Below are 23,060 nucleotides of genomic sequence, written 5' to 3' on the forward strand. Positions count from 1 at the left end.
GGGCTCTTCGCACGAAACGGTCAGACGGCGAGGGCCACCACGGAGAGTGCCCGGGCCAGCTGGGCCCGCCGGGAGATGCCGAGCTTGCGGTACATGCTCGTCAGGTGAAGCTCGACGGCACGCGAGGAGACCTGGAACTGCCGCGCGATCTCCTGGTTGGTCTTGCCGTCCAGGACCAGGCGCGCGATCCGGTGCTCATGCGGTGTCAGGTCCGGTTCTCGCGGATGGGCCGCGGGTTCCGGTGGTTCGAGCAGGCGTTCGCCCATCTGCACGTTCCACCGGCGCACGCGCACGCTGGTGATCACCCTGCCGATCGCGTAGGGATCCGCGTGCAGGATCGACCACAGTGCCTCCTCGTCGGCGGCGCGGCACATCAGCAGGCCGCCGTTCCCATCGGGCCACAGGCCGCCGCCGACCAGGACGCCGCGGTCGGCCAGTCCCTGCCAGTAATCACGATGTGCCGGACGCCATTGCCGTCGCAGGCTCTCGTCGGCGTAGAAAGACATCTCCACCGCATACCATTGCATCCTCGCCTCCCAGCGGGGCCGGCGCATCGAGTGTGCAAATGCGCCGAGCTTTCGGTGCGCGCACGGGAGCCGCACGAACATTGTCAGAAATCCGACGGATGTCCAGCAATCGGCAATTCGGGACCCCCGTGCCTGCCCTTATCGCCGACCTTGACGACGCTGCATTGCTGGCCGGAAAACGTCCGTTTCCGGACACGGCGCTGCCGTCACGAATATGCACTGTATTGGTGACGGTGAGTGCAGACAAGCTGTGTGGCGGGCATCACATGTCAGTGGTTTTAACGGAAAATGAACGCGTTCGGGTGGCCTATCCTGGGGTTATGCATGACCTCGACGTCCGCCGGCTGCGGGTGCTGCGCGAGCTGAGCCGGCGCGGCACGGTCACCGCCGTCGCCGCCGCGCTGCACCTCACGCCGTCCGCCGTGTCTCAGCAGCTCGCAGCGCTCAGCCGGGAGGCCGGCGCGCCCCTGATCGAGTCCGCCGGCCGCCGCGTGCGGCTGACCAACGCGGCGCAGATCCTCCTCCGGCACGCCGACGAGATCTTCGCCCGGCTGGAGCTGGCCCAGGCCGACATCGCGGCCGCCACCGGCGCGCCGGCCGGCCGGGTCGTGCTCGGCGGGTTCGCCGCCACCATCTCCGGGCTGGCGCTGCCCGCGCTGGCCACGCTCCGCGACACCGCGCCGCACCTGCACCTGCGGCTGCTCGAGGTCGAGCACCCCGAGGCGCTCGACCTGCTTGTCCGCGGCGAGCTGGACGTGGTGCTGATGGTCGAGTCCCGGCAGGGCCCGGCCGCCACCGACCGCCGCTTCCACCGCGAGCCGCTGCTCACCGACGTGTTCGACATCGCGCTGCCGGCCGGCCATCCGGTCGCCGCGGCGCCGGAGGTGACCCTCGCCGAGCTCGCCGAGGAGCCGTGGATCCTGCCGCGCGCCGGCGCCTGCCTGGACGTCTCGATGGCCACCTGCGCCGCCGCCGGCTTCACCCCGCACGTCGTGCACAGCATCGGCGACTGGGAGGGGGTGACGGCCGCGGTCGCGCTCGGGCTCGGCGTCGCGCTCGTCTCCCGGCTCGCCAGCGTCGCGGCCCGGCCTGGCGTGACAATCCGCAAGCTGGAGACCGACCGGCCGTCCCGGCACATCACCGCGGTGCTCCGGCGCGGCAGCCAGGAGGCGCCGCACCTCGCGGCAGTGCTCGGCGCGCTCCGGCATCATGCAGATCTGCTGAACGGTCCGGAGCACAATGTCTCGATGGACCTGCACGGTCACCCCGCGTGAGCATGAGTCGGCGGGCCGCGACGGCCCGCGACTTCGCTTCGTGAGGAGACGACCGTGTCCAAATCGAGCCTGCTCAGGCTTGGTCTGCTGGGCCTGATCTGGGGGTCGGTGTTTCTCTGGATCAAAATCACCGGGTACGGCTTCTCGCCGGTCCAGATGGTCTTCGCCCGGCTCGCCCTCGGCGCGCTGGTGCTGCTTGCCGTCGTCTGGTCCCGCGGCCAGCGGCTGCCCACCGGCGCCACGCTCTGGGGTCACCTGCTCGTCGCGGCGTTCCTCGGCAACGCGCTGCCCTGGACGCTCTTCGCCTGGGGCGAGCAGTCCGCATCGTCAAGCGTGGCCGGCGTGATCAACTCGACCACGCCGGTGTGGACGGTGGTGGTCGCGCTGCTCTGGCGCCAGGAACGGCGACTCGGCGGATGGCGCGCGCTCGGGCTCGCGCTCGGCATGGCCGGCACCGTGCTGATCGCCGCGCCCTGGCACGCCGGGAACACCAACAGCACCGCCGGAATCATCGCGTTCACAGTCGGCACGGTCAGCCTCGGCGCCAGCTTCGCCTACATGGGACGCTTCCTGGCCGGGCGCGGCCTGCCGCCGCTGGTGCTGGCCGCGTCGCAGCTGACGGCCGGGACGCTGCTCATGGTGCCGGCGCTGCCGTTCGGCGGGCTGCGCGCGATCGACCTGCGGCTTGACGCGGTGCTCGGCCTGCTGGTGCTCGGCGTGGTCTGCACCGGCCTCGCCTACGTGCTCAACTTCCAGCTCATCGTGCGTGAGGGCGGCACTGTCGCGTCCACAGTCACTTACCTGTTCCCGCCGGTGTCGGTGCTGCTCGGCGCGATCGTGCTTGGCGAGCCGCTCGGCTGGCCGGTGCTTGCCGGTGCCGGACTGGTGCTGGCCGCGATCTACTTCGTCCGCCGCAAGCCGGTCGCTCCGGCCTCTGCTGCGGTTCCGGCGCCCGGCGGCGCGGGTGCGGCCTCCGGCGCCTCCGCGGCCTCCGGCGCTGCCGCCGCTGCCGCAGACGCGCGCGGCTGACCGTCCCAGGGCGCGCCGCCTCCCCGAGCGGCGCGCCCGATCATCGCCGGGCGCCGCTCGCATGGCGCCCGGCCCGGGGCGTGTCCGGTGGATCCCGAACGGCTACCGGACACGCCCCACGCATCCGTCCTCGCCGCGCCCAGGAGCCCTCGCATGAGATTCGGTATCAACGTTCCCAACTTCGGCCCGTCCGCAGACCCGGCCCGGCTGCACGACTGGTGCGTGCGGCTGGAGGAGACCGGCTTCCACTCGATCATGATGTCGGACCACGTGGCGGTCACCCCGGACGTCGCGCGCCTGTTCCCCGCGCCGTTCTACGACCCGCTCACCACGCTCGCCTGGCTCGCCGGCATCACCCGCACCGCGCAGCTCGGCACCACAGCGCTGATCCTGCCGTACCGGCACCCGCTGCAGACCGCGCGCGTGACCGCCACCCTCGACCAGCTCAGCGGCGGCCGGCTCATCCTCGGGGTGGCCGCCGGCTGGGCGCCCCAGGAGTTCGCCGCGCTCGGCCTCGACTACGCCCGCCGGGGGGAGTTGATGGACGAGCACCTCGAGGCGCTGACCCGGCTCTGGACGCAGGAGCTCACGTCGTACCGTGGCCGGTTCGTGAATTTCGAGAACGTCCGGACCGCGCCGCGCCCGGTGCGCCGCCGCCCACCACTGTGGATCGGCGGGCACAGTCAGGCCGCGATGCGCCGCGCGGTCCAGCACGGCACCGCCTGGCACCCCACCTCGCTCACCATGCCGGACCTGGTCGCCGGCGTGTCCCGGCTGGCCGCGCTTGCCGATCGGCTCGGCCGGCCCACGCCCGAGACCGCCCCCCGGATCAAGCTACGTCTCACCGACGCGCCGCTCGGCGACCACCAGCGGCTGGCGGGCGAGGGGACTCCGGATCAGATTCACAGCGATCTGGTACGCCTGCGCGAGCTCGGCATCGGCCACGTGGTGCTGGACACCGCGTATCCCGGCGTGCCGTTCGACGAGCCCCGGCACTGGAAGGCGGTCCGCACGCTCACCGAGCAGCTGGCCGACCTGCCCCGCCAGGCGCTCCGGTAGTCCGGTGGGCGCCTTCCCCGCCCCGATCCCCGGGCGCGCTCCCGTGCGTCGGCGGTGATCCGGTGCGTGCCGCCGCAGTCCTCGCCCTGGGCACGTTCGCGCTCGGCGCCGACGCCTACCTGACCGCCGGTCTGCTGCTGCCGATCGCGTCCGACTTCGGCGCGTCCCCGGCCGCGGCCGGGCAGCTCGTCACCGCGTTCACGCTGGCCTACGCGCTTGCCGCGCCGCCGCTTGCCGTGCTGCTACCGGGTGGCTCCCGCCGGGTGCTCGGCGTCGCGCTTGTCGCGTTCGTGATCGCGAACGCGGCCGGCGCGCTCGCCACGTCGCTTCCATTCCTGTTCGCCACCCGCATCCTGGCCGGCGCCGCGGCCGGTGTCTTCTCGCCGCTGGCCGCCACGACCGCCGCCGCCCTGTCCCCGCCGGCCCACCGTGGCCGGGCGCTGTCCCTGGTGCTGGCCGGCCTGAGCGGCGGCTCGGTCGCGGGCGTCCCGGCCGGCCTGCTGCTCGCCCGGCACGGCGACTGGACGACCGCGTTCTGGCTGGTCACCGCGCTGGGTCTGGCCGCCCTCGCCGCGCTGGTGGTGGCGCTTCCCGCTACGAACGGCGGGCGACCGTCCGATGCCGTCGGCGGAGGGTGTGCGCTCGCTGCCACGGACCCCAGTCGCCGGCACGGCACCGTCGGCGGTGACCGCGCGCGCCCGGCCACCCGCGTCCGGAGCCCGGCCGTGTCGCTCGGCGAGCGGGCGGCAGCGCTGCGGGATCGGCGGGTCGCAGTGGTCGTCGCGGTGACGGTGCTGCAGACGATCGCGAGCCTCGGCGCCTACACCTACCTGGCACCGGCCCTGGCGACCGCCGGAATCAGCGACCCGGCGCCGCACCTGTGCGCGTGGGGTGCCGGCGGCCTCCTCGGCAGCCTCGCCGCCGGCCCTCTCCTCGACCGCGGTCTGCGCCCGCGGCGGCTTGCGATAGTGCTGCTTGCGGTGCTGGCCGGCGCGCTGACGATGTTCGGCCTGGCGGTCGCGGCCCGGTCGGCGAGCACCGGTCCGGCGCTGCCGTTCGCGGGCGCCGGGACGGCCGTCACGGTCATCGCGTGCCTGGCCTGGGGCGCGGCCGGGTGGGCGTTCGTGGTCCCGCAACAGCACCGGCTGCTGCAGGACCACCACGGCGCGGGGGCCGCCGCCGTCGGCGCGAACAGCTCCGCCACCTACCTGGGCGGCGCGATCGGCGCGGCCCTCGGCGGCGCCGCACTCGGGGCCGGCCTGCCACCGGCGGCGATCCCGCTGCTGGGCGCCCTCGCCGCCGTGCTCGGCGTGGCCGTCGCGACGCGGACCGGCCGTGAACAGGCTTCGGCTTCCCGTAGTGAGGAGCGGCGCCGCGCTGCATAGCGTGATGACCGGCAATCCGCACCGCGAACCGAGGAGACCATGATGACCGGACCGCTGCGCGGGCTGCGCGTCGTCGAGATCGCCGGAACGGCGGCCGGCGCGTTCGCGGCCACGCTGCTCGCGGACCTCGGCGCGGACGTGACTCGCGTCGACCGGCCGGCCGCCGCGCCGCCCGCGCCGGGTGACCCGCTGGGCCGCGGCCGTCGCCCGGTCACCGCCGACCTCAAGGATCCGGCCGGCGCTGCCGCGGTGCTGTCGCTGGTCACGGACGCGGACGTGCTGATCGAGGGCTTCCGGCCCGGCGTGGCGGAGCGGCTCGGCATCGGGCCGGCCGAGGCGCACGCGCGCAATCCTCGCCTGGTCTACGGCCGGGTCACCGGCTGGGGGCAGGACGGGCCGTGGGCGCAGCGGCCCGGGCACGACATCACGTTCCTGGCGCTCACCGGCGCGCTGCTCGGCCCGGACGCGGACGTACCTGTCGCGCCCCCGCCGTACTACCTGTCGAGCTTCGCCGGCGGTGGCATGACGCTCGCGCTCGGCGTGCTCGCCGCGCTCCAGCACCGCGCCACGACCGGTCGCGGGCAGGTGGTCGACGCGGCCATGGTGGAGGGCGCGGCGCTGCTCACCGGCCTGGTGCAGCGCTGGCGGGAGGCGCCGGGCGTGCACACAGTGACCGCCGCGCCGTTCTACGCCACCTACGCGTGCGCCGACGGCCGGCACGTCGCGGTCGGCGCGATCGAGGAGAAGTTCTACCGCACCCTGGTCGCCACGCTCGACCTGGACGACCTGCCCTCCCGGGATGACGAGCGGAACTGGCCGGAGGTGAGCCGGCGCTTCGCCGACGCGTTCCGCACCCGTGACCGCGACGACTGGGCGAAGATCTTCGCCGAGACCGACGCGTGCGTGGTCCCGGTGCTGACCCTCGACGAGGCAGCCACTCACCCGCAGGCCGTGGCCCGCAGTTCCTACCTGACCGTCGGCGGCGTCACCCAGCCCGGCCCCGCGCCCCGCTTCCGCGACACACCTGAGCCGGCCGGTGATCTGTCCGCCTAGCCCAGCCGTAGCAGCCCGGCGGCGGTGGGGGAGAAGCCGCAGCCGCGGTAGAAAGACTCCAGGTGCGGCTCCTCGTCCGGCACCGTTTCACGGATCAACAGCACCCGGCGGGGGTACGGCCGCGGCCGCGACGACAATGATCTCGTGAATGGTGAGGTGGAGGAGACCGACGTCGTGGTGATCGGCGCGGGCGTGTCCGGGCTGGTCACCGCCGTGCGGCTGCGCGAGGCCGGTCAGCGGGTGGTGGTGCTGGAGGCGCGGGACCGGGTCGGCGGGCGGCTGCTGACCGAGACCGTCGGCGGCGTGCGGCTGGAGATCGGCGGGCAGTGGGTGTCGCCGGACCAGACCGCGGTCCTGGCGCTGATCGACGAGCTGGGCCTGCCCACGTTCGCCCGGTACCGCGCCGGCGAGTCCGTCTACATCGGACGTGACGGGGTCCGGCGCACGTTCGCCGGTGAGGCGTTCCCGGTGCCCGCGACGACCGCGGCCGAGGTCGACCGGCTGACCGCGGAGCTGGACGCGCTGGCCGCGGCCATGGACCCGCTGGCGCCGTGGGACCACCCGGACGCGGACGCGCTGGACCGGATCTCGTTCGCGGCCTGGCTCGAGGCGCGGACCGACGACCTCGAGGCCCGGGACAACGTGGGCCTCTACATCGGGCCGGCGATGCTCACCAAGCCGGCGCACGCGTTCTCCGCGCTGACCGCGGTGCTGATGGCGGCCAGCGCGGGCGCGTTCAGCCACCTCGTCGACGCGGATTTCATCCTGGACCGGCGGGTGGTGGGCGGACTGCAGAAGGTGCCGCTGCGCCTGGCCGACCGGCTGCCCGGCGCGATCCGCCTCAACAGTCCGGTCACCGAGGTCGCCTGGGACGAGGACGGCGCGACGACAAAAGCCGATAAAGTCTATAAATCACGGCAAGTCGTGGTGGCGGTTCCGCCTACGCTCGTCGACCGGATCCGGTTCGCGCCCGCGCTGCCGCCGGTGCACCGCCAGATGCGCCAGCACCAGTCGTTCGGCATGGTGATCAAGTTGCACGTCACCTACGACCGCCCGTTCTGGCGTGAGCAGGGTTTGTCCGGGACCGCGTTCAGCCCGTACCGGGTCGTGCACGAGGCCTACGACAACTGCAACGAGGACGACCCCCGCGGCATCCTGGTCGGCTTCGTCTCCGACACGCGCGCGGACCGGCTGCTCACCCTCACCCCCGAGGCCCGCCAAGCCGAGGTGCTGGATGCGCTGGCCGGCTACTACGGCGCGGAGGCGCAGCACCCGATCGCCTACTACGAGAGCCCGTGGGCAGCAGACGAGTGGACCGGCGGCGCGTTCGGCACCAGCTTCGACATCGGCGGCCTGACCCGCTACAACAGCCTGCTCCGCGAGGACGTCGGCCCGCTCGCGTTCATCAGCTCCGACATCGCCGGCCTCGGCTTCCTCCACGTCGACGGCGCGGTCCGGATGGGCGAGTCCACCGCCGCCCGGCTGCTCGGCCGGGCCCGGTAAGCCGTTCAGCCCAGGCCGGTGACCAGGCGGACCGGCGTACCGCCGCGGAGCGAGTTCGGGATCTCGGCGATCGCGTCGACGTGCGCGACAAGCGCCCGCAACTCCGCGTCGCCGGCGTCCCCATCGACCTCGACCGCATAGCTGATCCCGGAGGAGACCGCCGGCGCCCCCGCGAACCCGCCGTCCACCGTCACCGCGACCCGGGTCAGCGTGATGCCGCGCAACGCCGCCTCGCGGAACAGGTCGTTCGACACGCACGCGCCCACCGCGAGGTGCAGCAGCTGCCCGCCGTTCAACCCGGCCTCGCCGGTGCCGACGACCAGCGTGTGCGGGCCTGCCACGCCGTTCGCGATCGTCGTGCCGTCCACCGTGCGCGTCTCCACCCGGAAGCTCATACGCCGCACTTTAACGCCGGATACCTGACCGGAGGTGTCATCTTTCCGGGCGACGATCGGCGGCATGACGGACATCCTCCGACCGGCGCGGGCCTGGCTCGGCGTCGTGCAGGCCGCACACGTGCGCCGCGCGGTCACGCTCGGCATTGCGCAGCTCAACCACGGCAGGCGTACCAACCTCGCCCGCCTGCACCGTGGCGACGGGTTGATCTACTACTCGGCGCGGGACGATCTCGGCGGCCGCCCGCTGCGCGCGTTCACCGCACTCGGGATCGTCACTGACGACGCGCCCTACCAGGACGAATCCGGCCCGTGGCGCCGCCGCGTGGACTACGCCGCGACCACGCCGGCCCTCCTCGCCGAGATCGGCACCGCACTACTGGTGACCTCCACCGACGACTGGCGTCGCGGCCTGCGCTTCGGCTTGATCCCCCTCCCGCCAGCCGACTTCACCACCCTGCACACCGCCATGACGACCTGACCCCACGTTTCCCCTTTCCGCGGATGCCGTTGATCGCGCATGCGCCGACTCCCGAGGGCGGTGGTCCCGGCCTGCCCGCGCCCGCAGACACCGGTCCAAGGTCACCTAAACCGAGCCCGATACCCGCGCGGCGGACCCGACATCGCCGACCTGCACAAAGGCGCTACCGGCGAGGGGAAGAACGGCCGGGTTTCACCAAGTCGCAGCTCGGGATGATGATCAGAGGCGCCCGGGCGTCACTGAGGTTGCGTGAGCAAGGTGCGAGTCGGGCACTCCGTGCCCGAAATTTCGCTATATAGACACCTAGAAACGTGTACCCAATTCTGGTAGTTCAGCGCGTCCGGCCGGTGCAGACACGGCCTGGGTCACCGGGCGAGGGTCGCGCTGCGGCGAGGGCGCTTGTCGGTGGAATAACCGGCGCGCAGCGCCCGGCATGGTCACCCGCGCGCGGGTAGGTCCAAAAACCGGGAACCGGCGACCAATGGGCGGGAGTCAAGATCCTTGCGGTCCTGGTGGCCCTAATTCTGCGCTCGAAAGGGCCGCCAGGACCGCAAGGATCTTGATCCGCCGGGAGAGACCTGCTGCGGGCAGGGACCGTGTCCTGACATGTCGGATGTGGCATTCCTGCTGCGGGTCACCGAGGGAATGCTGCAGGTCTCGGGGTTCGATTGCGAGGCGTTTAGCCAGGTGATCGTCGAGGTCAAGATCGTTGTTGCGCTCACGGCTCTTTAGCGGACGTCGAAACAGCCGTGAGCGCAACAACGATCTTGGTTCCCGGTGCGGGGTCGGGTCGTAGTTCTTGCGGGACGGGCCGCTGGCTTCGCGCGGGTGGGGTTGTGATCCGCTTCGCGCGGGTCGGGTTGTGGTCGGCTTCGCGCGGGTGGGCATATGGTCGGCTTCGCGCGGGTGGACATGTGGTCGGCTTCGCGCGGGTGGACGTGTGGTCGGCTTCGCGCGGGTGGGCATGTCGTCGGCTTGGCGCGGGTCGGGTGTGGGTGGCGCCGGCGCGTCGCGGTTGACGCGGTACGAAGCGCACATGCCGAAGAACAGCCAGGCCGCAAAGACCGGCGTTACGGGGAAACGGCTGGTGGTGCGGGGTTCTGGACGGCGGTGAGGTCGAGTTCGACGACCTGGCCGGGGAAGCCGAGTACGGCGACGCCGAGCAGGGTGCTGGCGCTTGTGAAGGCGGGCGCGAGCGGGGACGAGGTGAAGAGGCTCCAGGCGAGGGACAGCAGCGCGCGGTCGTCGGTGGCGATGTAGATGACGGAACGGACCACGTCCGCCGGGGTGACGTTGCCGGCGGACAGGGCGGTCAGGCTGTTGTCGATGACCTGGGTGACCTGGGCGGTGAGGGTGGCGGCGTCGGCGATGTCGGTGGGGGACACGACGGTGCCGGACCGGTCGAGGGGGCATTGTCCGGCCAGGTGCACGGTGGCGGCGGCGATCGTGACGTGGTGGTAGCCGGGTGGGGTGTGCAGCGTGTCGGGATTGATGCGGGTGATCCTCATGGGGACCAGCGTGGCGTACCCGGCAAGGGGTTTAGGAGATCTGCCGCATCAGCGTGGGGATGTCGGGGTGGACCCACTCTTCAGCGATCAGTTCGCCCTCGATGCGGTAGAGCTCAAGGCTTGTGAACTCGATCGGGCGGTGGGTGGCCCCGATGCCCTGGAACGGGCCGCCGTGGGTGCCGCGGAACCGTACGCGCACCGCGACCTTGTCGTCCTGTTCGATCGCGTCCTCGATGGTGATGCTGAGGTCGGGGAAGGCGGCGAGCATGTTCCGGACGCCGATGGCCCAGGCGTCGCGGCCGTGCAGCGGGGCGGGTGCGCCGGGGATGTTGGCGATGAAGTCCGGGGTGAGCAGGGCGGCGGCCGCGTCGACGCCGTCCCGGGTGAGGGTCTCGAAGGCCCTGGCCAGCAGGGTGGCATGGTGGTCCATCGATACAGTGTGCGGCATCAGCTGAAGACCCGGTCGCTGATCATGCGGGTGGCGCCGAGGTAGGCGGCGTCCTCGCCGAGTTCGGACAGGACGATGGGCATGTCGCCGGTGGCGAGTGGGAGTGAGGAGCGGTAGACGACGCCGCGGATCTCGGCGAGGAGCGCGTGGCCCATGCCGGACAGGCCGCCGCCGATGACGATCATGCCGGGGTTGAAGAAGCTGACCAGGCCGGCGAGGACCTGGCCGACGCGGCGGCCCCCGTCGCGGACAAGTGTGGTGGCGAAGTGGTCGCCGGCGGCCATCGCGTCGGCGACGTCGCGGGCGCTGATCGTGCCGGTCGCGGCGAGCCGGAGCGCGAGGAAGTCGGAGCGGCCGGAGGTGGCCGCGTCGGTGGCGTCGCGGGCGAGCGCGGCGCCGCCGAAGTACGCCTCGAGGCAGCCGGTGTTGCCGCACACGCACTGTGGTGGCGGGCGGTCGGGGGAGAGGATGGCGGTGTGGCCGATGTCGCCGGCGCAGCCGTTCGCGCCGCGGTAGACGCCGCCGCGCATCACGATGCCGGCGCCGATGCCCGCGCCGATCTTGACGAAGAGGAAGTCGTCGAAGGGTTTAGCGATGCCGGCGTGCTTCTCGCCGAGCGCCATCAGGTTCACGTCGTTGTCGACCAGGACCGGGCAGCCGAGCTCGTCCGTGAGCTGGTCGCGGACCGGGTGCCGGTCCCAGCCGGGCAGGAACGGCGGCGCTATCGGCACCCCGTCGGCGAACCGGACGGGGCCGGGGATGCCGACGCCGGCGCCGCACAGGAAGCCGCCGCCCTCGGCGCGGACCTTGACGGCAAGCTCAACCGCGCGGCCGAGCACTGAGGCGGGGCCGCGGCGCAGGTCGACCTGTTCGGTGAAGCGGGCGACCGGGCGCAGTTCACCGTCGGTGAGCGTGACCTCGAGCGAGGTGGCGCCGAGCGCGATGCTGAGGAACCGCATGCCGGCTGCGATGCGCACGATTGACGACCGCCGGCCGCCCCGGGAGGCGGCAGGCTCGCCGCCCTCAAGGAGTCCGCGGTCCGCGAGGCGGGTGACCTCGACCGCGGCTTTGGAGCGGGAGAGGCCGACTGCGTCGCCGAGCTCGGCGCGGGACCGCTCGCCGTCGTCGCGGAGCAGCCGGAGGATGCGCGCCTGGTGCGTGTTCTCCGGACCGTCCACCTGTCACCACACTTTCGATCGGGCGAGGACAAAGATACCGCGAAGTCAACTGAAAGTTGTGTCGGTGAGGGTCTTTCTTTTCCTGTGACGGCACGCTAACTTTCCGGGCAGGACGTAACACGGACGACACATGGGAGCGCCGGATCAGCCTCGGCGCCCGCACCACCACAGTCGGCGTTCGGCGGCGCTCGACCCACCTCCTCCAGTTAGCTCGAAACAAAACCGACCTCGGCTCGGGCGATGTCCCCTGCCGTCTTCGAGAGGTGACGAAGCATGGACGAGTCCCGTCAGAGCCTCACCCGACGCAAGATCCTCGGCGCTTCCGCGGCGGCGGCCGCCGCTATCGGCGCGGCCGGCATCCCCGTTCTGGCCACCGGTTCACCCGCCCTGGCGCACGGTGGCAACGACGGGCGGCTGCGTGCCGAGCCGCTGATTCCCAGGAAGAACCGCGGCATCATCCTCTACAGCGTCCGCGACCGGATCACCGCCGCGCCGGACGACAGCGGTGTGCCGTACGGGTTCGAGCGCGTGCTCGCCCGGCTGGCCGAGCTGGGCTACAAGGAGATCGAGTTCGCCGGGTACACGCAGCACGAGTCGATTCTGGGGCGGCAGATCACCCCGGCCGAGATCCGCACGATCCTGGACAACAACGGCCTGGTCGCGAACGGCACGCACACGCAGATCAACGCGGCCACCTTCACCCAGCAGCTGGACATCGCGCAGACGCTCGGCATGAAGAACATCGGCACCGGCGCCGACCCGACGAACAGCTCCTACACCAAGGACTGGGATGCGGCGGCCGACCTGTGGAACGAGCTGGGCCGCCAGGCCACCCGCCGCGGGTTGCGCCTCTACACGCACAACCACGACTCGGCGTACGGGTTCCTGCTGGACGCCGGCCCGAAGGACGCGAACGGCAACCCGACCCGCTCCTCCGGCATCCGCAAGCTTGAGTACTTCTTCGGCAAGACCGACCCGCGCCACGTCTTCTTCGAGATGGACATCTTCTGGTCCTACGTGGCCCGCTTCAAGCACCACACCTTCACCGATCCGCGCGGCAACGCCAAGCAGGACCTGTTCGACCCGATCCTCACGGTCGCGGAGCGCACCAAGCGGTTCCCGCTCTTCCACGCGAAGGACGGCGACAAGAACCCGAACACCGCCAACGGGTACGACATGGTCCCGCTCGGCCTCGGCAACATCAACTTCCAGCAGTTCTTCCAGACGATCGGGGAGCCTGACTTCCACCACGCCAACTGGGAGCATGACGGTGCGCCCGGCGGCCCCGGCAACCCCGGCCAGTCCCTGGCGTTCGCGGACATCAGCTACCGGAACATGTCCGAGCTGACGATCTACAAGCGCTGAGCATGACGAAGAGGGTGGAGTAGACAGTGCGACCCGACGAGGCTCTGCATCTGCGGCTGCTACGGCTGCTGCGTGACCACGGTGCGATCTCCCGTGCCGAGCTCGCGGACCGGCTGCAGATCCCGCGCCCGAGGCTGCTGACGGAGCTGGACCGGCTCACCGCGGCCGGTTTCGTGAGCGAGGCCGGCATGGCCGCGTCCCGGGGCGGCCGTCGCTCCACCCTCGTCGAGCTCAACCCGCGCCTGCGGTTCGCGGCCGTCGATCTGGGCGCCAGCTCGGTCGACATCGAGGTGGTCAACGGGCGGCTGGAGCCGGTCGCGGCGTACGCGGAGGGGGCCGACATCCGCTCCGGCCCGAAGGCGACGCTGCACCGGGTCAACGAGCTGCTGGCCAAGGCGAAGGCGGACGGCGCGTACGAGCGGCTGGACGCGATCGGCATCGGCGTGCCCGGCCCGGTCAGCTACCGCGACGGCGTGCCGGTCTCCCCGCCGATCATGCCGGGCTGGGACCGCTACCCGGTGCGTGAGCTGCTGGCCCGCGAGCACGGCTGCCCGGCCGTGGTGGACAACGACGTGAACATCATGGCGCTCGGGGAACGGCACGGCGGCGTCGCGCACAGCATCGACGACTTCCTGTTCGTCAAGATCGGCACCGGGATCGGCTGCGGCATCTTCCTCTCCGGCCACGTCTACCGGGGTACGGACGGCTGCGCCGGCGACATCGGGCACATCATGGCGGAGCCGCACGGCCCGGTCTGCTCCTGCGGCAACTCCGGCTGCCTGGAGGCGCTGTTCAGCGGCGCCGCGCTGGCCCGGGACGCGACCGCGGCCGGGCGCTCCGGCGCGTCTCCCGCGCTTGCCGAGCGGCTGGCCGCACAGGGACAGCTGTCCGCCAAGGACGTGGCGATCGCCGCGACCGAGGGCGACATCACAAGCATCGGCCTGATCCGCGACGGCGGCCGGCGGGTCGGCGGCGTGCTTGCCGGCCTGGTCAGCTTCGCGAACCCTTCCATGATCGTGATCGGCGGCGGGCTGGCCCAGCTCGGGCACGTCCTGCTCGCCGAGATCCGCAGCGTGGTGTACCGCCGTTCGCTGCCGCTGGCCACCGGGAACCTTCCGGTGGTCCTGTCCGAGCTGGCCTCGCGCGCCGGAGTTACCGGCGCCGCGGTCCTGGCCAGCGATGTCGCGTTCGACGAGCAGGCGGGGTAGAGGGCGATGAGCGAACGTGTGAGTGAATCCGGGACGTCCAGCGGGACGACGTCGACGATCTTGAAGCTCACCGACGTGGTCAAGACCTTTCCGGGTGTGCGTGCGCTCGACGGCGTGCAGCTGGAGGTGCGGGCGGGCGAGGTGCACTGCCTGCTCGGCCAGAACGGCGCCGGCAAGTCCACCCTGATCAAGGTGCTGGCCGGCGCGCACCGCCCGGACAGCGGCAACATCGAGTGGCTGGGCAAGCCTGTCGAGTTCGCGAACCCGCAGGCCGCGATGCGCGCCGGGATCGCCACCATCTACCAGGAGCTGGACCTGGTCGACGGGCTCTCGGTGGCGGAGAACGCGTTCCTCGGCCACGAGCCGCGCCGCCTCGGCTTCATCCGGCGCGGTGAGACCGCACGGCGTACCCGCGAGATATTGGGTCGTCTCGGCCATGCCGAGATCCCCGCGCGGCGGCCGGTGCACCGCCTTCCGTCGGCCGGCAAGCAGATCGTCAGCATGGCGCGGGCGCTGAGCCACGACGCCCGGCTGATCATCATGGACGAGCCGAGCGCGGTGCTGGCGCACGACGAGGTCGGCAACCTGTTCCGGATCATCCGCGAGTTGACCGCTGCGGGCATCGCGGTCGTCTACATCTCGCACCGGATGGAGGAGATCCGCGAGATCGGCGACCGGGTGACGGTGCTCAAGGACGGCCGCACCACCGCCGCCGGCCTGCCCGCCCGCGACACCCCCACGCGCGACCTGGTGACCCGGATGACCGGCCGCACCATCGAGTACGTCTTCCCCGACCGGGCCACGGCAGCACCGGACACGAAGGAGTTGCTTGAGGTCAGGGGCCTGACCCGGCACGGCGAGTTCGCGGACGTGTCGCTGAGCGTGCGCCCCGGCGAGATCGTCGGCATCGCCGGCCTGGTCGGCTCCGGCCGCTCCGAGCTGCTGGAGACGATCTACGGCGCGCGCCGCGCGGACACCGGCACGATCAGGGTGGCCGGCCGTGCGCTGCGGCCCGGAAGCGTGGGCTCCGCGGTCCGGGCCGGCGTCGGCCTGGCCCCGGAGGAGCGCAAGAGCCAGGCGCTGCTCCTCGACGAGCCGATCTACCGCAACGTGACGCTCGCACGCTTCGGCAGGTTCGCCCGTGGCGGCTTCACCCGCGCCGGCTCCGAGGCGTCCGCCGCGTCGGACGTGGCCGCCCGCCTTGACCTGCGCCCGCCGGACGTGCGCCGCCCGGTCCGCCAGCTCTCCGGCGGCAACCAGCAGAAGGTGGTCGTCGGCCGCTGGCTGGTCGGGCCCGGTCCCCGCAACGGTGGCCCACAACAGGATCCGGACCGCTTCGGGGGTACGCCGACCCGCCTGCTGATCCTGGACGAGCCGACCCGCGGCGTGGACGTCGGCGCCCGGTCCGATCTCTACCAGTTGATCCGTGGCCTGGCCGATTCCGGACTGGGCGTGCTGCTCGTCTCAAGCGAGGTGCCCGAGGTGCTCGGCCTGGCGGACCGGGTGCTGATCATGCGGGAGGGCAGCGTGATCCATGAGGCCCCCGGCGGTGAGCTCGACGAGGAGACGGTGCTGGACATGATCATGGCGGGCTCCCTCACCACCGGCGCGCTCGCGGCCGAGACGGCTGATCCGGCGCAGACGCACACGACCGACACGACCGAGGGGGCGGCGGCATGAAGGCCACGACGACGGCGGATCCGGGCGCACGCCCGGTCGGCAAGACGGCGGACGGCGCCACGCTGCGCCGCCTGTGGAGCGGTGAGGGCAACGAGTTCGCCGGGCGGAACCTGGCGCTCGTCGGCGTGCTGGTGATCCTGGTGATCATCGGCGCGGTCACCCGCCCGGACCTCTACGGCGACCCGGAGTGGGTGCGCAACAACGCCTTCACCATCCTGCAGCAGGCGTCAGCGATCGGCGTGATCACGGTCGGCATGACCTTCGTGATCATCGGCGGTGGCATCGACCTGAGCGTCGGCGCGATCATGGCGCTGGCCGGCGTCTGGGCCACCACGCTCGCCACCCAGAGCTACGGCCCGGGCGGCATGATCTTTACGGCGATCGCCGTCGGCATCGGCGCGGGCCTGGTCAATGGCGTGCTCATCTCCTACGGCAAGCTGGTGCCGTTCATCGCGACGCTGGCCATGATGGTGGCGGCGCGCGGCCTGGCCGCCTCGATCTCCGGCAAGCAGACGCAGATCTCCCAGTCCTCGGTGATCAACGACATCGCGACGACGAAGATCCTCGGCGTACCCCTGCTGATCATCATCCTGGCTCTTGTCGTCGCGGCCGGCTGGGTCCTGCTTAACCGGACCACGTTCGGGCGGCGCACTGTCGCGGTCGGCGGCAACCCGGAGGCGGCCCGGCTGGCAGGCATCAACGTCAAGGTCCAGACCCTGATGTTGTACGGGTTGTCCGGCCTCTGCTGCGGGATCGGCGCGATCATGCTGACCGCGCAGGCGAACTCCGCACAGGCCGCGATGGCCAACCTCTACGAGCTGGACGCGATCGCCGCGGCCATCATCGGCGGCACGCTGCTCTCCGGCGGCCGGGGCACGATCATCGGCGCGCTCTTCGGCGTGCTGGTCTTCTCCACGATCACCAACCTCTTCGCGATCAACGGGCTCTCCACCGAGTCCCAGAACATGATCAAGGGCGGCATCATCGTCGCGGCAGTGCTGATCCAGCAGTTCCGCTTCGGCTCCCTGACCAAGCTGTTCTCCCGCTCCGACCGCGCACCCGCACCCGCGCCCCACTAGAGCGCCACCCGCACCACAGCACAGGCGACCGTCGGCACCGACGGCGGCCGGGCACCGCACACCCCTTACACACCAGAACGCCTCCGAGGAGGACCACATGATCAAGGACAACTCCCGTCGCCGGCTGCTGTTCGGCGGGGCCGCGATCGGCGCGGGCGCGCTGCTCACGGCCTGCACAAGCAACGAGGCGGGCCCGAGCACGGCGCAGACCAAGGGGCCGGAGGGCGACAACGCGAACGCGGCCGCGGGCGCGGCCGTCACCATCGGCTTCTCCGCGCCGGCCGCGGACCACGGCTGGATGGCCGCCATCACCAACAACGCCAAGGCGCAGGCCGCGGCGTACCCGGAGGTGACGTTCACAAGCGTGGAGGCGGGTGCGGACGCGGCGGCCCAGCGCGCGGCGCTCGACACGCTGATCTCGCAGAAGCCGAACGTGATCGTGATGCTCCCGCACGACGGCAAGGAGCTGACCGCGTCCGGGCTCAAGGCCATGCAGGCCGGCATCCCGGTGATCAACCTGGACCGGTCGTTCACCCAGGCGCTCGCGTACCGCGTGATGATCAAGGGTGACAACTACGGCATGGGCGTGTCGGCGGGCAACTTCGTGGTCGCGCAGATGAAGGCGAAGGGCGTGACCAACCCGGTGATCGGCGAGATCGCCGGCATCGACTCGCTCGAACTGACCCAGGAGCGGTCGCAGGGTTTCAAGGACGCGCTCGCCACGGCCGGCTTCACGGTCGCGAACCGGCGCGCGGCGGAGTTCACAGTCGACTCCGGCCAGCGCGAGGCCACCAACCTGCTGCAGGCGCTGCCGAAGATGGACGCGCTCTGGAACCACGACGACGACCAGGGCATCGGCATCCTGGCCGCGATCAAGCAGGCCAACCGCAGCGAGTTCATCATGATCGGCGGCGCCGGGTCGAAGGCCGCGATCGAGGCGATCCAGAAGGACGACTCGGTGCTCAAGGCCACGGTGACCTACAGCCCGTCGATGGCCTCGTCCGCGATCTCGCTGGCCCGGCTGGTCGCCCAGGGGCGCGGCCTGTCCGATCTGGTGGAGTTGTCCGTGCCGAAGGACATCACGCTCGCCTCCGAAACGATCACCAAGGAGAACGCGGCGAACTACCTTCAGCTTGGGTTCTGACCGCTTTTTACAGACAGGGAGCTTTCCGTGGGTGAGCTGCGCATCGGTATGGTCGGCTACGCGTTCATGGGCGAGGCCCATTCGCAGGCGTGGCGGACCGTCAACCGGGTCTACGACCTGCCCGTACACGCCCGCATGTCGCTTGTCGCGGGCCGGGACAAGGCGAACGTGGCCGCGGCCGCGGACTGCCTCGGCTGGGAGGCGCACACCACCGACTGGCGCGAGCTGGTCACCCGGGAGGACATCGACCTGGTCGACATCTGCACCCCGGGTGACTCGCACGCGGAGATCGCGCTCGCCGCGCTCGCCGCGGGCAAGCACGTGCTCTGCGAGAAGCCGCTCGCCAACACGGTCGAGGAGGCCCGGGCGATGACCGCCGCGGCGGACGCCGCCCGCGCACACGGTGTACGCGCCATGTGCGGGTTCACCTACCGCCGCGTCCCGGCCGTCACGTTCATGCGGCGGCTGATCGCGGACGGCCGGCTCGGCGAGCTGCGCCACGTCCGCGCCGTCTACCTGCAGGACTGGATCACCGATCCGGAGTTCCCGCTGGTCTGGCGGCTGCAGAAGGACAAGGCCGGGTCGGGCGCGCTCGGTGACATCGGCGCGCACATCATCGACATGACGCAGTTCGTCACCGGCCAGAAGATCACCGGCGTGTCCGGGCTTACCGAGACGTTCGTGTCCGAGCGGCCACTGCCGTCCGGTGACGGCGCGCTCGGCGCGGCGACCTCGTCAAGCGTCGACAAGGGCCCGGTCACCGTGGACGACGCCGCGCTGTTCGTGGCGCGGCTGTCCGGCGGGGCGGTCGCGACGTTCGAGGCGACGCGGATGGCGACCGGCCGGAAGAACGGCCTGCGCATCGAGATCAACGGGTCTAAGGGCTCGCTCGCGTTCGACCTTGAACGTCTCAACGAGCTCGAGTTCTACGACGCCACGCTGCCGGGCACGGAGCTGGGATTCCGGCGGATCCTGGTCACCGAGCCGGAGCACCCGTACCTCTCGGCGTGGTGGCCGACCGGGCACCTCATCGGGTACGAGCACAGCTTCACCCACCAGGCCCGTGACCTGCTCGAAGCGATCGGCGAAGGCACCGACCCGCTGCCGTCGTTCGCGGACGCGCTCGGCGTGCAACTGGTGCTCGACGCGGTCGAGCAGTCGTCGGCGAGCGCGGCCTGGGTCCCTGTGGAACAACCCTAGAAAGAGGCTCCTCGGGCCGCGCGCGAGGGATCCGGCACGCGGTTGCGCCCCGCGTGACGGAAGCGGGTGCGGCCCGAGGCTTTACCGGAAAACAGCACCACCTTGGCGGATGTGGCACCGCGCCAGGGGTGAGGCACAACCCCCGTGCCCGTGGCGGGGCGTCGATCGGCACCGGTCGGCGTCTCTCTGACCCCGGAGGATTCACATGACAATATCCGTCCGTCGATGGCTGGCGGCCGCGGCAGGTCTGGTCACGCTCGTGGCCGCAGCACCGCCCGCGTCCGCCGCCCCCGCCCCCACCAACCCCGACACGCTGATCACCACGGAGAACGGTCCCGAGTCGCTGCGCTCTGCCGCACGGAAGCCCGGGTCGTACCGTGTGCTGGTCTTCACGAAGACAACAGGTGAGCGCCGGGCCTCGATTCCGGCCGCGGTCGCCGCGATCAAGCTGATGGGCCTGGCGAACGGCTTCACCGTCACCGACACCGCGGACGCCCGCGCGTTCACCACGGCGAATCTGGCCCGGTTCCGGGCCGTGGTCTTCCTCAACACGACAGGCGACGTGCTCGACGACGCGCAGCAGACCGCGTTCCAGAGCTACTTCACGAGCGGCGGCGGCTACCTCGGCGTGCACGCGGCCGCGGAGACCGAGCCGGACTGGGCGTTCTACCGGGATCTGGTCGGGACCTCCGTGAAGAGCACGCTCCCGGTCGAGGACGCCACGATCGACGTGGCGGACCGGGTGCACCCGTCCACCGAGCGGATCGCGCGCAAGCTGACGCTGTCCGAGGAGTGGTACAACTTCGCCACGAACGTGCGCGGCACCTCGCACGTGCTGGCCACGCTCGACGAGTCTACGGTGGCCGGCGGGACCATGGGGTACGACCACCCGGTCTCCTGGTGCCGCGACCTCTCCGGCGGCCGTACGTTCTACACCGGGCTCGGCCACTCGACCCGGTCCTACCTGGACGCCTCCTTCCGGCGGCACCTGCTCGGCGGCCTGCAGTGGGCGGCCGGCGTGGCCGAGGGCGACTGCGGCGCGACAGTCGTCGGCAACTACGAGAAGGTGATCCTCAACGACGAGCCCGGCGAGCCGATGTCGCTCGCGGTGCTTCCGGACGGCCGGGTGCTGCACAACACGCGTGGCGGCGAGGTCCGGCTCTACGACCCGGCAAGCGGCGCGAGCCCGGTGATCAACACGGTGGAGGTCTACCGGCACGACGAGGACGGGTTGCAGTCGATCGCGCTTGACCCGCAGTTCGCGTCAAACAAATGGGTGTACATCTATTACGCGCCCACGCTTGACACGCCCACCACCGACGCGCCCGTGACAAGCACCGATCCGGCCGCCTGGGACGCCTACAAGGGTTACAACCAGCTCTCCCGGGTCAAGTTCGTGGACACGCCGACGCCGCACCTGGACATGGCCACCGAACAGCAGATCCTCCGCGTGAACGTGGACCGCGGCGTCTGCTGCCACGTCGCCGGCGAGGTCAAGTTCGACGGCAACGGTCTGCTCTACCTGGTCACCGGCGACGACACCAACGCGGGCGGCTCGGACGGCTACACGCCGATCAACGAATCGCCGACCCAGGGCCCGGGCTACGACGCGCAGCGCTCCGCGGGCAACACCAACGACCTGCGCGGCAAGGTCCTGCGAATCAAGGTCGGCGCGGACGGTTCCTACACGATCCCGTCCGGGAACCTGTTCAGCGAAGGGCAGGCCCAGACCCGCCCGGAGATCTTCCTGATGGGGCTGCGCAACCCGTTCCGGTTCGACGTCGACAAGCGCGGCACCGTCTACATCGGCGACTACTCGCCGGACTCGCAGGTGCCGTCCGCGACCCGGGGTCCGGAGGGGACCGGGCGGTGGATCGCCACCGGCACGGCGGCCAACTACGGCTGGCCGTACTGCTACTCGCCCACGCTGCCGTACATCGACTACGACTTCGTCACCAAGCAGTCGAAGGGCGCGTTCAACTGTGCCGCGCCGGTCAACGACTCGCCGCGCAACACCGGGCTTACCACGCTGCCCGCGGTCGCCCAGCCGGACTTCTGGTACACGTTCCAGGGTCGTACCCCCTGCCCCGGCTCGTATCTGTCCAACCCGCCGACGACCTGCGACTTCACGTGGCCGGTCATCGGCACCGGTGGCGTCGGCCCGATGGGCGGGCCGATCTACAAGTACGACCCCGCGTCCACGTCGGAGACCAAGTTCCCGGAGTACTACGACAACTCAGTGGTGTTCGGTGAGTTCACCCGCGACAAGATCTTCATGATGCGGACCGACGGCAACGGCACGCTCACCGGCGTCGAGCAGTTCCTGCCCGGCTTCGTCTTCGACAACCCGATGGACATGGAGTACGGCCCGGACGGCAGCCTCTACCTGCTCGAATACGGCGACGGCTTCTTCCGGCCGAACCCGGACGCGGCGCTCTCCGTGATCCGCTACGTCAAGGGCACCCGCTCGCCGGTGGCCGCGCTCGAAGCCACCCCGGACAACGGCCCGGCGCCGCTCACCGTGCAGTTCTCCTCCGAGGGCACCTACGACCCGGACCCGGGCGACTCCATCTCCTACGCCTGGGACTTCACCTCGGACGGCACCGTCGACTCCGCCGACCCCAACCCCGCGTTCACGTACACCGCGAACGGGGTCTACACCGCGAAGCTCACGGTGACCGACTCCAGCGGCAAGACCGCGGTGCTCACCCACCTGATCACGGTCGGCAACACCCGGCCCACTGTCACTGTCACCTCGCCGATCTCCGGGACGTTCTTCAACTGGGGCGACACGGTCCCGTGGACTGTCACCGTCACCGACCCGGAGGACGGCCCGATCGACTGCTCGCGCGTCACCGTCTCGTTCGTGCTCGGCCACGACACGCACGGCCACGGCATGAGCGACGCCACCGGCTGTTCCGGGGAGTTCGTCTCCCCGGCGGACGGCGCGGACCACGCGGGCGGCTACCTCTACGGCGCGATCAGCGCGAAGTACACAGACCTCGGCGCGAACGGCCAGCCCGCGCTCGAGGACATCGACCAGGCGGTGCTGCAGACCTGGCGGCAGCAGGCCGAGTTCGCACAGGAGCAACTCGGCGTCACCTCCGCATCCACAAACGACACCGGCGGCGGTAACCACCTGACCGGGTTCGACGCCGGGGAGTACATCGCGTACGACCCGATCAACCTGGGCGGCGTCGGCACCGTCACGCTCCGGTACGCCGGCGGCAGCGCCACCACCACCGGGACACCCCGGGCCACGGTGACGCTGCGGCTCGACGCACCGGACGGCCCGATCGTCGGCAGCGCCACGCTCGCCGCGACCGCGTCCGCCACCACCTGGGCGTCGCAGACCGTGCCGGTCTCCGCCGCCCCCGGAACCCACCGCCTCTACCTGGTGACCGGCGCCGTCCAAGGCGGCCCGACCACCGGCCTCGTCAACCTGAACTGGGTTGAGTTCGCACCGCAGTAATGGGTAAGGCACTCCCTGTAACAAGCGGGTCGTAGATTCCACCCGCCACAAACCCCCGTCCGCCGCGTCGCC

General features: G+C 71.2%; 20 protein-coding genes. 15 read left to right on the forward strand and 5 right to left on the reverse strand.

What is annotated here, in order from left to right:
* Window positions 1-20: 20 nt before the first annotated feature.
* Window positions 21-527 (reverse strand): LuxR C-terminal-related transcriptional regulator, encoded by a 507-nt coding sequence (locus tag ACIA8K_RS33250; RefSeq protein WP_396066509.1) that lies wholly within the window; start codon window positions 525-527, stop codon window positions 21-23.
* A 320-nt stretch (window positions 528-847) separates the two neighbouring features.
* Here ACIA8K_RS33250 and ACIA8K_RS33255 point away from each other — a divergent pair, with 320 nt between their 5' ends.
* The 6 genes from ACIA8K_RS33255 to ACIA8K_RS33280 all read left to right on the forward strand — a co-directional run bounded on the left by ACIA8K_RS33255 (window position 848) and on the right by ACIA8K_RS33280 (window position 7,830).
* A complete protein-coding gene (locus ACIA8K_RS33255) occupies window positions 848-1,801 on the forward strand; it encodes a LysR family transcriptional regulator (protein ID WP_396066512.1) in 954 nt (317 codons plus the stop codon).
* A gap of 54 nt (window positions 1,802-1,855) precedes the next feature.
* Window positions 1,856-2,830 (forward strand): DMT family transporter, encoded by a 975-nt coding sequence (locus ACIA8K_RS33260; protein WP_396066514.1) that lies wholly within the window; start codon window positions 1,856-1,858, stop codon window positions 2,828-2,830.
* 153 nt (window positions 2,831-2,983) lie between these two features.
* Window positions 2,984-3,889, forward strand: coding sequence for a TIGR03619 family F420-dependent LLM class oxidoreductase (locus tag ACIA8K_RS33265; protein WP_396066516.1), 906 nt, complete (start codon window positions 2,984-2,986; stop codon window positions 3,887-3,889).
* Window positions 3,890-3,951: 62 nt separating this feature from the next.
* Window positions 3,952-5,274 carry an MFS transporter gene (locus tag ACIA8K_RS33270; protein ID WP_396066518.1) on the forward strand — a complete coding sequence of 441 codons (1,323 nt, stop codon included), beginning with the start codon at window positions 3,952-3,954 and terminating at the stop codon, window positions 5,272-5,274.
* A gap of 42 nt (window positions 5,275-5,316) precedes the next feature.
* Window positions 5,317-6,327 carry a CaiB/BaiF CoA transferase family protein gene (locus ACIA8K_RS33275; protein ID WP_396066520.1) on the forward strand — a complete coding sequence of 337 codons (1,011 nt, stop codon included), beginning with the start codon at window positions 5,317-5,319 and terminating at the stop codon, window positions 6,325-6,327.
* A gap of 93 nt (window positions 6,328-6,420) precedes the next feature.
* Window positions 6,421-7,830: a flavin monoamine oxidase family protein gene (locus ACIA8K_RS33280; protein ID WP_396066582.1), complete on the forward strand. Its 1,410-nt coding sequence runs from the start codon at window positions 6,421-6,423 to the stop codon at window positions 7,828-7,830.
* Between the two features lie 5 nt (window positions 7,831-7,835).
* Here ACIA8K_RS33280 and ACIA8K_RS33285 read toward each other — a convergent pair whose 3' ends face one another.
* Entirely contained in the window at window positions 7,836-8,225 is a 390-nt protein-coding gene (locus ACIA8K_RS33285) for an OsmC family protein (protein WP_396066522.1), read from the reverse strand.
* A gap of 64 nt (window positions 8,226-8,289) precedes the next feature.
* Here ACIA8K_RS33285 and ACIA8K_RS33290 point away from each other — a divergent pair, with 64 nt between their 5' ends.
* Window positions 8,290-8,706, forward strand: a complete 417-nt coding sequence (locus ACIA8K_RS33290; RefSeq protein ID WP_396066524.1) for an EVE domain-containing protein — start codon at window positions 8,290-8,292, stop codon at window positions 8,704-8,706.
* A 606-nt stretch (window positions 8,707-9,312) separates the two neighbouring features.
* Complete coding sequence (locus tag ACIA8K_RS33295) at window positions 9,313-9,438, forward strand: hypothetical protein (protein ID WP_396066526.1); 126 nt, start codon at window positions 9,313-9,315, stop codon at window positions 9,436-9,438.
* Between the two features lie 338 nt (window positions 9,439-9,776).
* On the opposite strand, the gene ACIA8K_RS33300 is transcribed toward ACIA8K_RS33295, so the two are convergent.
* Genes ACIA8K_RS33300 through ACIA8K_RS33310 form a run of 3 tightly spaced genes read right to left on the reverse strand, consistent with a single transcriptional unit; the run spans window position 9,777 to window position 11,840 of the window.
* Window positions 9,777-10,214: a RidA family protein gene (locus ACIA8K_RS33300; protein ID WP_396066528.1), complete on the reverse strand. Its 438-nt coding sequence runs from the start codon at window positions 10,212-10,214 to the stop codon at window positions 9,777-9,779.
* Window positions 10,215-10,245: 31 nt separating this feature from the next.
* The gene (locus tag ACIA8K_RS33305) at window positions 10,246-10,644 is read right to left on the reverse strand and encodes an ester cyclase (protein ID WP_396066530.1); all 399 of its coding nucleotides are present in this window, start codon (window positions 10,642-10,644) and stop codon (window positions 10,246-10,248) included.
* 17 nt (window positions 10,645-10,661) lie between these two features.
* Entirely contained in the window at window positions 10,662-11,840 is a 1,179-nt protein-coding gene (locus ACIA8K_RS33310; RefSeq protein ID WP_396066532.1) for an ROK family protein, read from the reverse strand.
* A 273-nt stretch (window positions 11,841-12,113) separates the two neighbouring features.
* Between ACIA8K_RS33310 and ACIA8K_RS33315 the strand changes: the two genes are divergently transcribed.
* From ACIA8K_RS33315 to ACIA8K_RS33345, 7 genes are all read left to right on the forward strand, one after another.
* On the forward strand, window positions 12,114-13,205 hold the full coding sequence (locus ACIA8K_RS33315) for a sugar phosphate isomerase/epimerase family protein (protein ID WP_396066534.1): 1,092 nt from the start codon (window positions 12,114-12,116) through the stop codon (window positions 13,203-13,205).
* A gap of 26 nt (window positions 13,206-13,231) precedes the next feature.
* Window positions 13,232-14,413, forward strand: a complete 1,182-nt coding sequence (locus tag ACIA8K_RS33320) for an ROK family protein (protein WP_396066536.1) — start codon at window positions 13,232-13,234, stop codon at window positions 14,411-14,413.
* Between the two features lie 18 nt (window positions 14,414-14,431).
* Window positions 14,432-16,093 carry a sugar ABC transporter ATP-binding protein gene (locus tag ACIA8K_RS33325; protein WP_396066538.1) on the forward strand — a complete coding sequence of 554 codons (1,662 nt, stop codon included), beginning with the start codon at window positions 14,432-14,434 and terminating at the stop codon, window positions 16,091-16,093.
* On the forward strand, window positions 16,090-17,172 hold the full coding sequence (locus ACIA8K_RS33330; RefSeq protein WP_396066540.1) for an ABC transporter permease: 1,083 nt from the start codon (window positions 16,090-16,092) through the stop codon (window positions 17,170-17,172). The genes ACIA8K_RS33325 and ACIA8K_RS33330 overlap by 4 nt, the downstream gene beginning before the upstream one ends.
* A gap of 97 nt (window positions 17,173-17,269) precedes the next feature.
* Complete coding sequence (locus ACIA8K_RS33335; RefSeq protein WP_396066542.1) at window positions 17,270-18,316, forward strand: substrate-binding domain-containing protein; 1,047 nt, start codon at window positions 17,270-17,272, stop codon at window positions 18,314-18,316.
* 48 nt (window positions 18,317-18,364) lie between these two features.
* A complete protein-coding gene (locus ACIA8K_RS33340) occupies window positions 18,365-19,516 on the forward strand; it encodes a Gfo/Idh/MocA family protein (RefSeq protein ID WP_396066584.1) in 1,152 nt (383 codons plus the stop codon).
* A 205-nt stretch (window positions 19,517-19,721) separates the two neighbouring features.
* Complete coding sequence (locus ACIA8K_RS33345) at window positions 19,722-22,988, forward strand: ThuA domain-containing protein (RefSeq protein WP_396066544.1); 3,267 nt, start codon at window positions 19,722-19,724, stop codon at window positions 22,986-22,988.
* Window positions 22,989-23,060: the final 72 nt, after the last annotated feature.

The organism is Catenuloplanes sp. NPDC051500, from assembly GCF_044454585.1.
Classification (GTDB): domain Bacteria; phylum Actinomycetota; class Actinomycetes; order Mycobacteriales; family Micromonosporaceae; genus Catenuloplanes.

Bases quoted from the DNA above. Each gene is read 5' to 3' on its own strand.
- ACIA8K_RS33250 (WP_396066509.1), bottom strand. From the start codon at position 527: ATGCAATGGTATGCGGTGGAGATGTCTTTCTACGCCGACGAGAGCCTG.
- ACIA8K_RS33255 (WP_396066512.1), top strand. From the start codon at position 848: ATGCATGACCTCGACGTCCGCCGGCTGCGGGTGCTGCGCGAGCTGAGC.
- ACIA8K_RS33265 (WP_396066516.1), top strand. From the start codon at position 2,984: ATGAGATTCGGTATCAACGTTCCCAACTTCGGCCCGTCCGCAGACCCG.
- ACIA8K_RS33275 (WP_396066520.1), top strand. From the start codon at position 5,317: ATGACCGGACCGCTGCGCGGGCTGCGCGTCGTCGAGATCGCCGGAACG.
- ACIA8K_RS33285 (WP_396066522.1), bottom strand. From the start codon at position 8,225: ATGAGCTTCCGGGTGGAGACGCGCACGGTGGACGGCACGACGATCGCG.
- ACIA8K_RS33290 (WP_396066524.1), top strand. From the start codon at position 8,290: ATGACGGACATCCTCCGACCGGCGCGGGCCTGGCTCGGCGTCGTGCAG.
- ACIA8K_RS33295 (WP_396066526.1), top strand. From the start codon at position 9,313: ATGTCGGATGTGGCATTCCTGCTGCGGGTCACCGAGGGAATGCTGCAG.
- ACIA8K_RS33300 (WP_396066528.1), bottom strand. From the start codon at position 10,214: ATGAGGATCACCCGCATCAATCCCGACACGCTGCACACCCCACCCGGC.
- ACIA8K_RS33305 (WP_396066530.1), bottom strand. From the start codon at position 10,644: ATGGACCACCATGCCACCCTGCTGGCCAGGGCCTTCGAGACCCTCACC.
- ACIA8K_RS33315 (WP_396066534.1), top strand. From the start codon at position 12,114: ATGGACGAGTCCCGTCAGAGCCTCACCCGACGCAAGATCCTCGGCGCT.
- ACIA8K_RS33330 (WP_396066540.1), top strand. From the start codon at position 16,090: ATGAAGGCCACGACGACGGCGGATCCGGGCGCACGCCCGGTCGGCAAG.
- ACIA8K_RS33335 (WP_396066542.1), top strand. From the start codon at position 17,270: ATGATCAAGGACAACTCCCGTCGCCGGCTGCTGTTCGGCGGGGCCGCG.
- ACIA8K_RS33340 (WP_396066584.1), top strand. From the start codon at position 18,365: ATGGTCGGCTACGCGTTCATGGGCGAGGCCCATTCGCAGGCGTGGCGG.
- ACIA8K_RS33345 (WP_396066544.1), top strand. From the start codon at position 19,722: ATGACAATATCCGTCCGTCGATGGCTGGCGGCCGCGGCAGGTCTGGTC.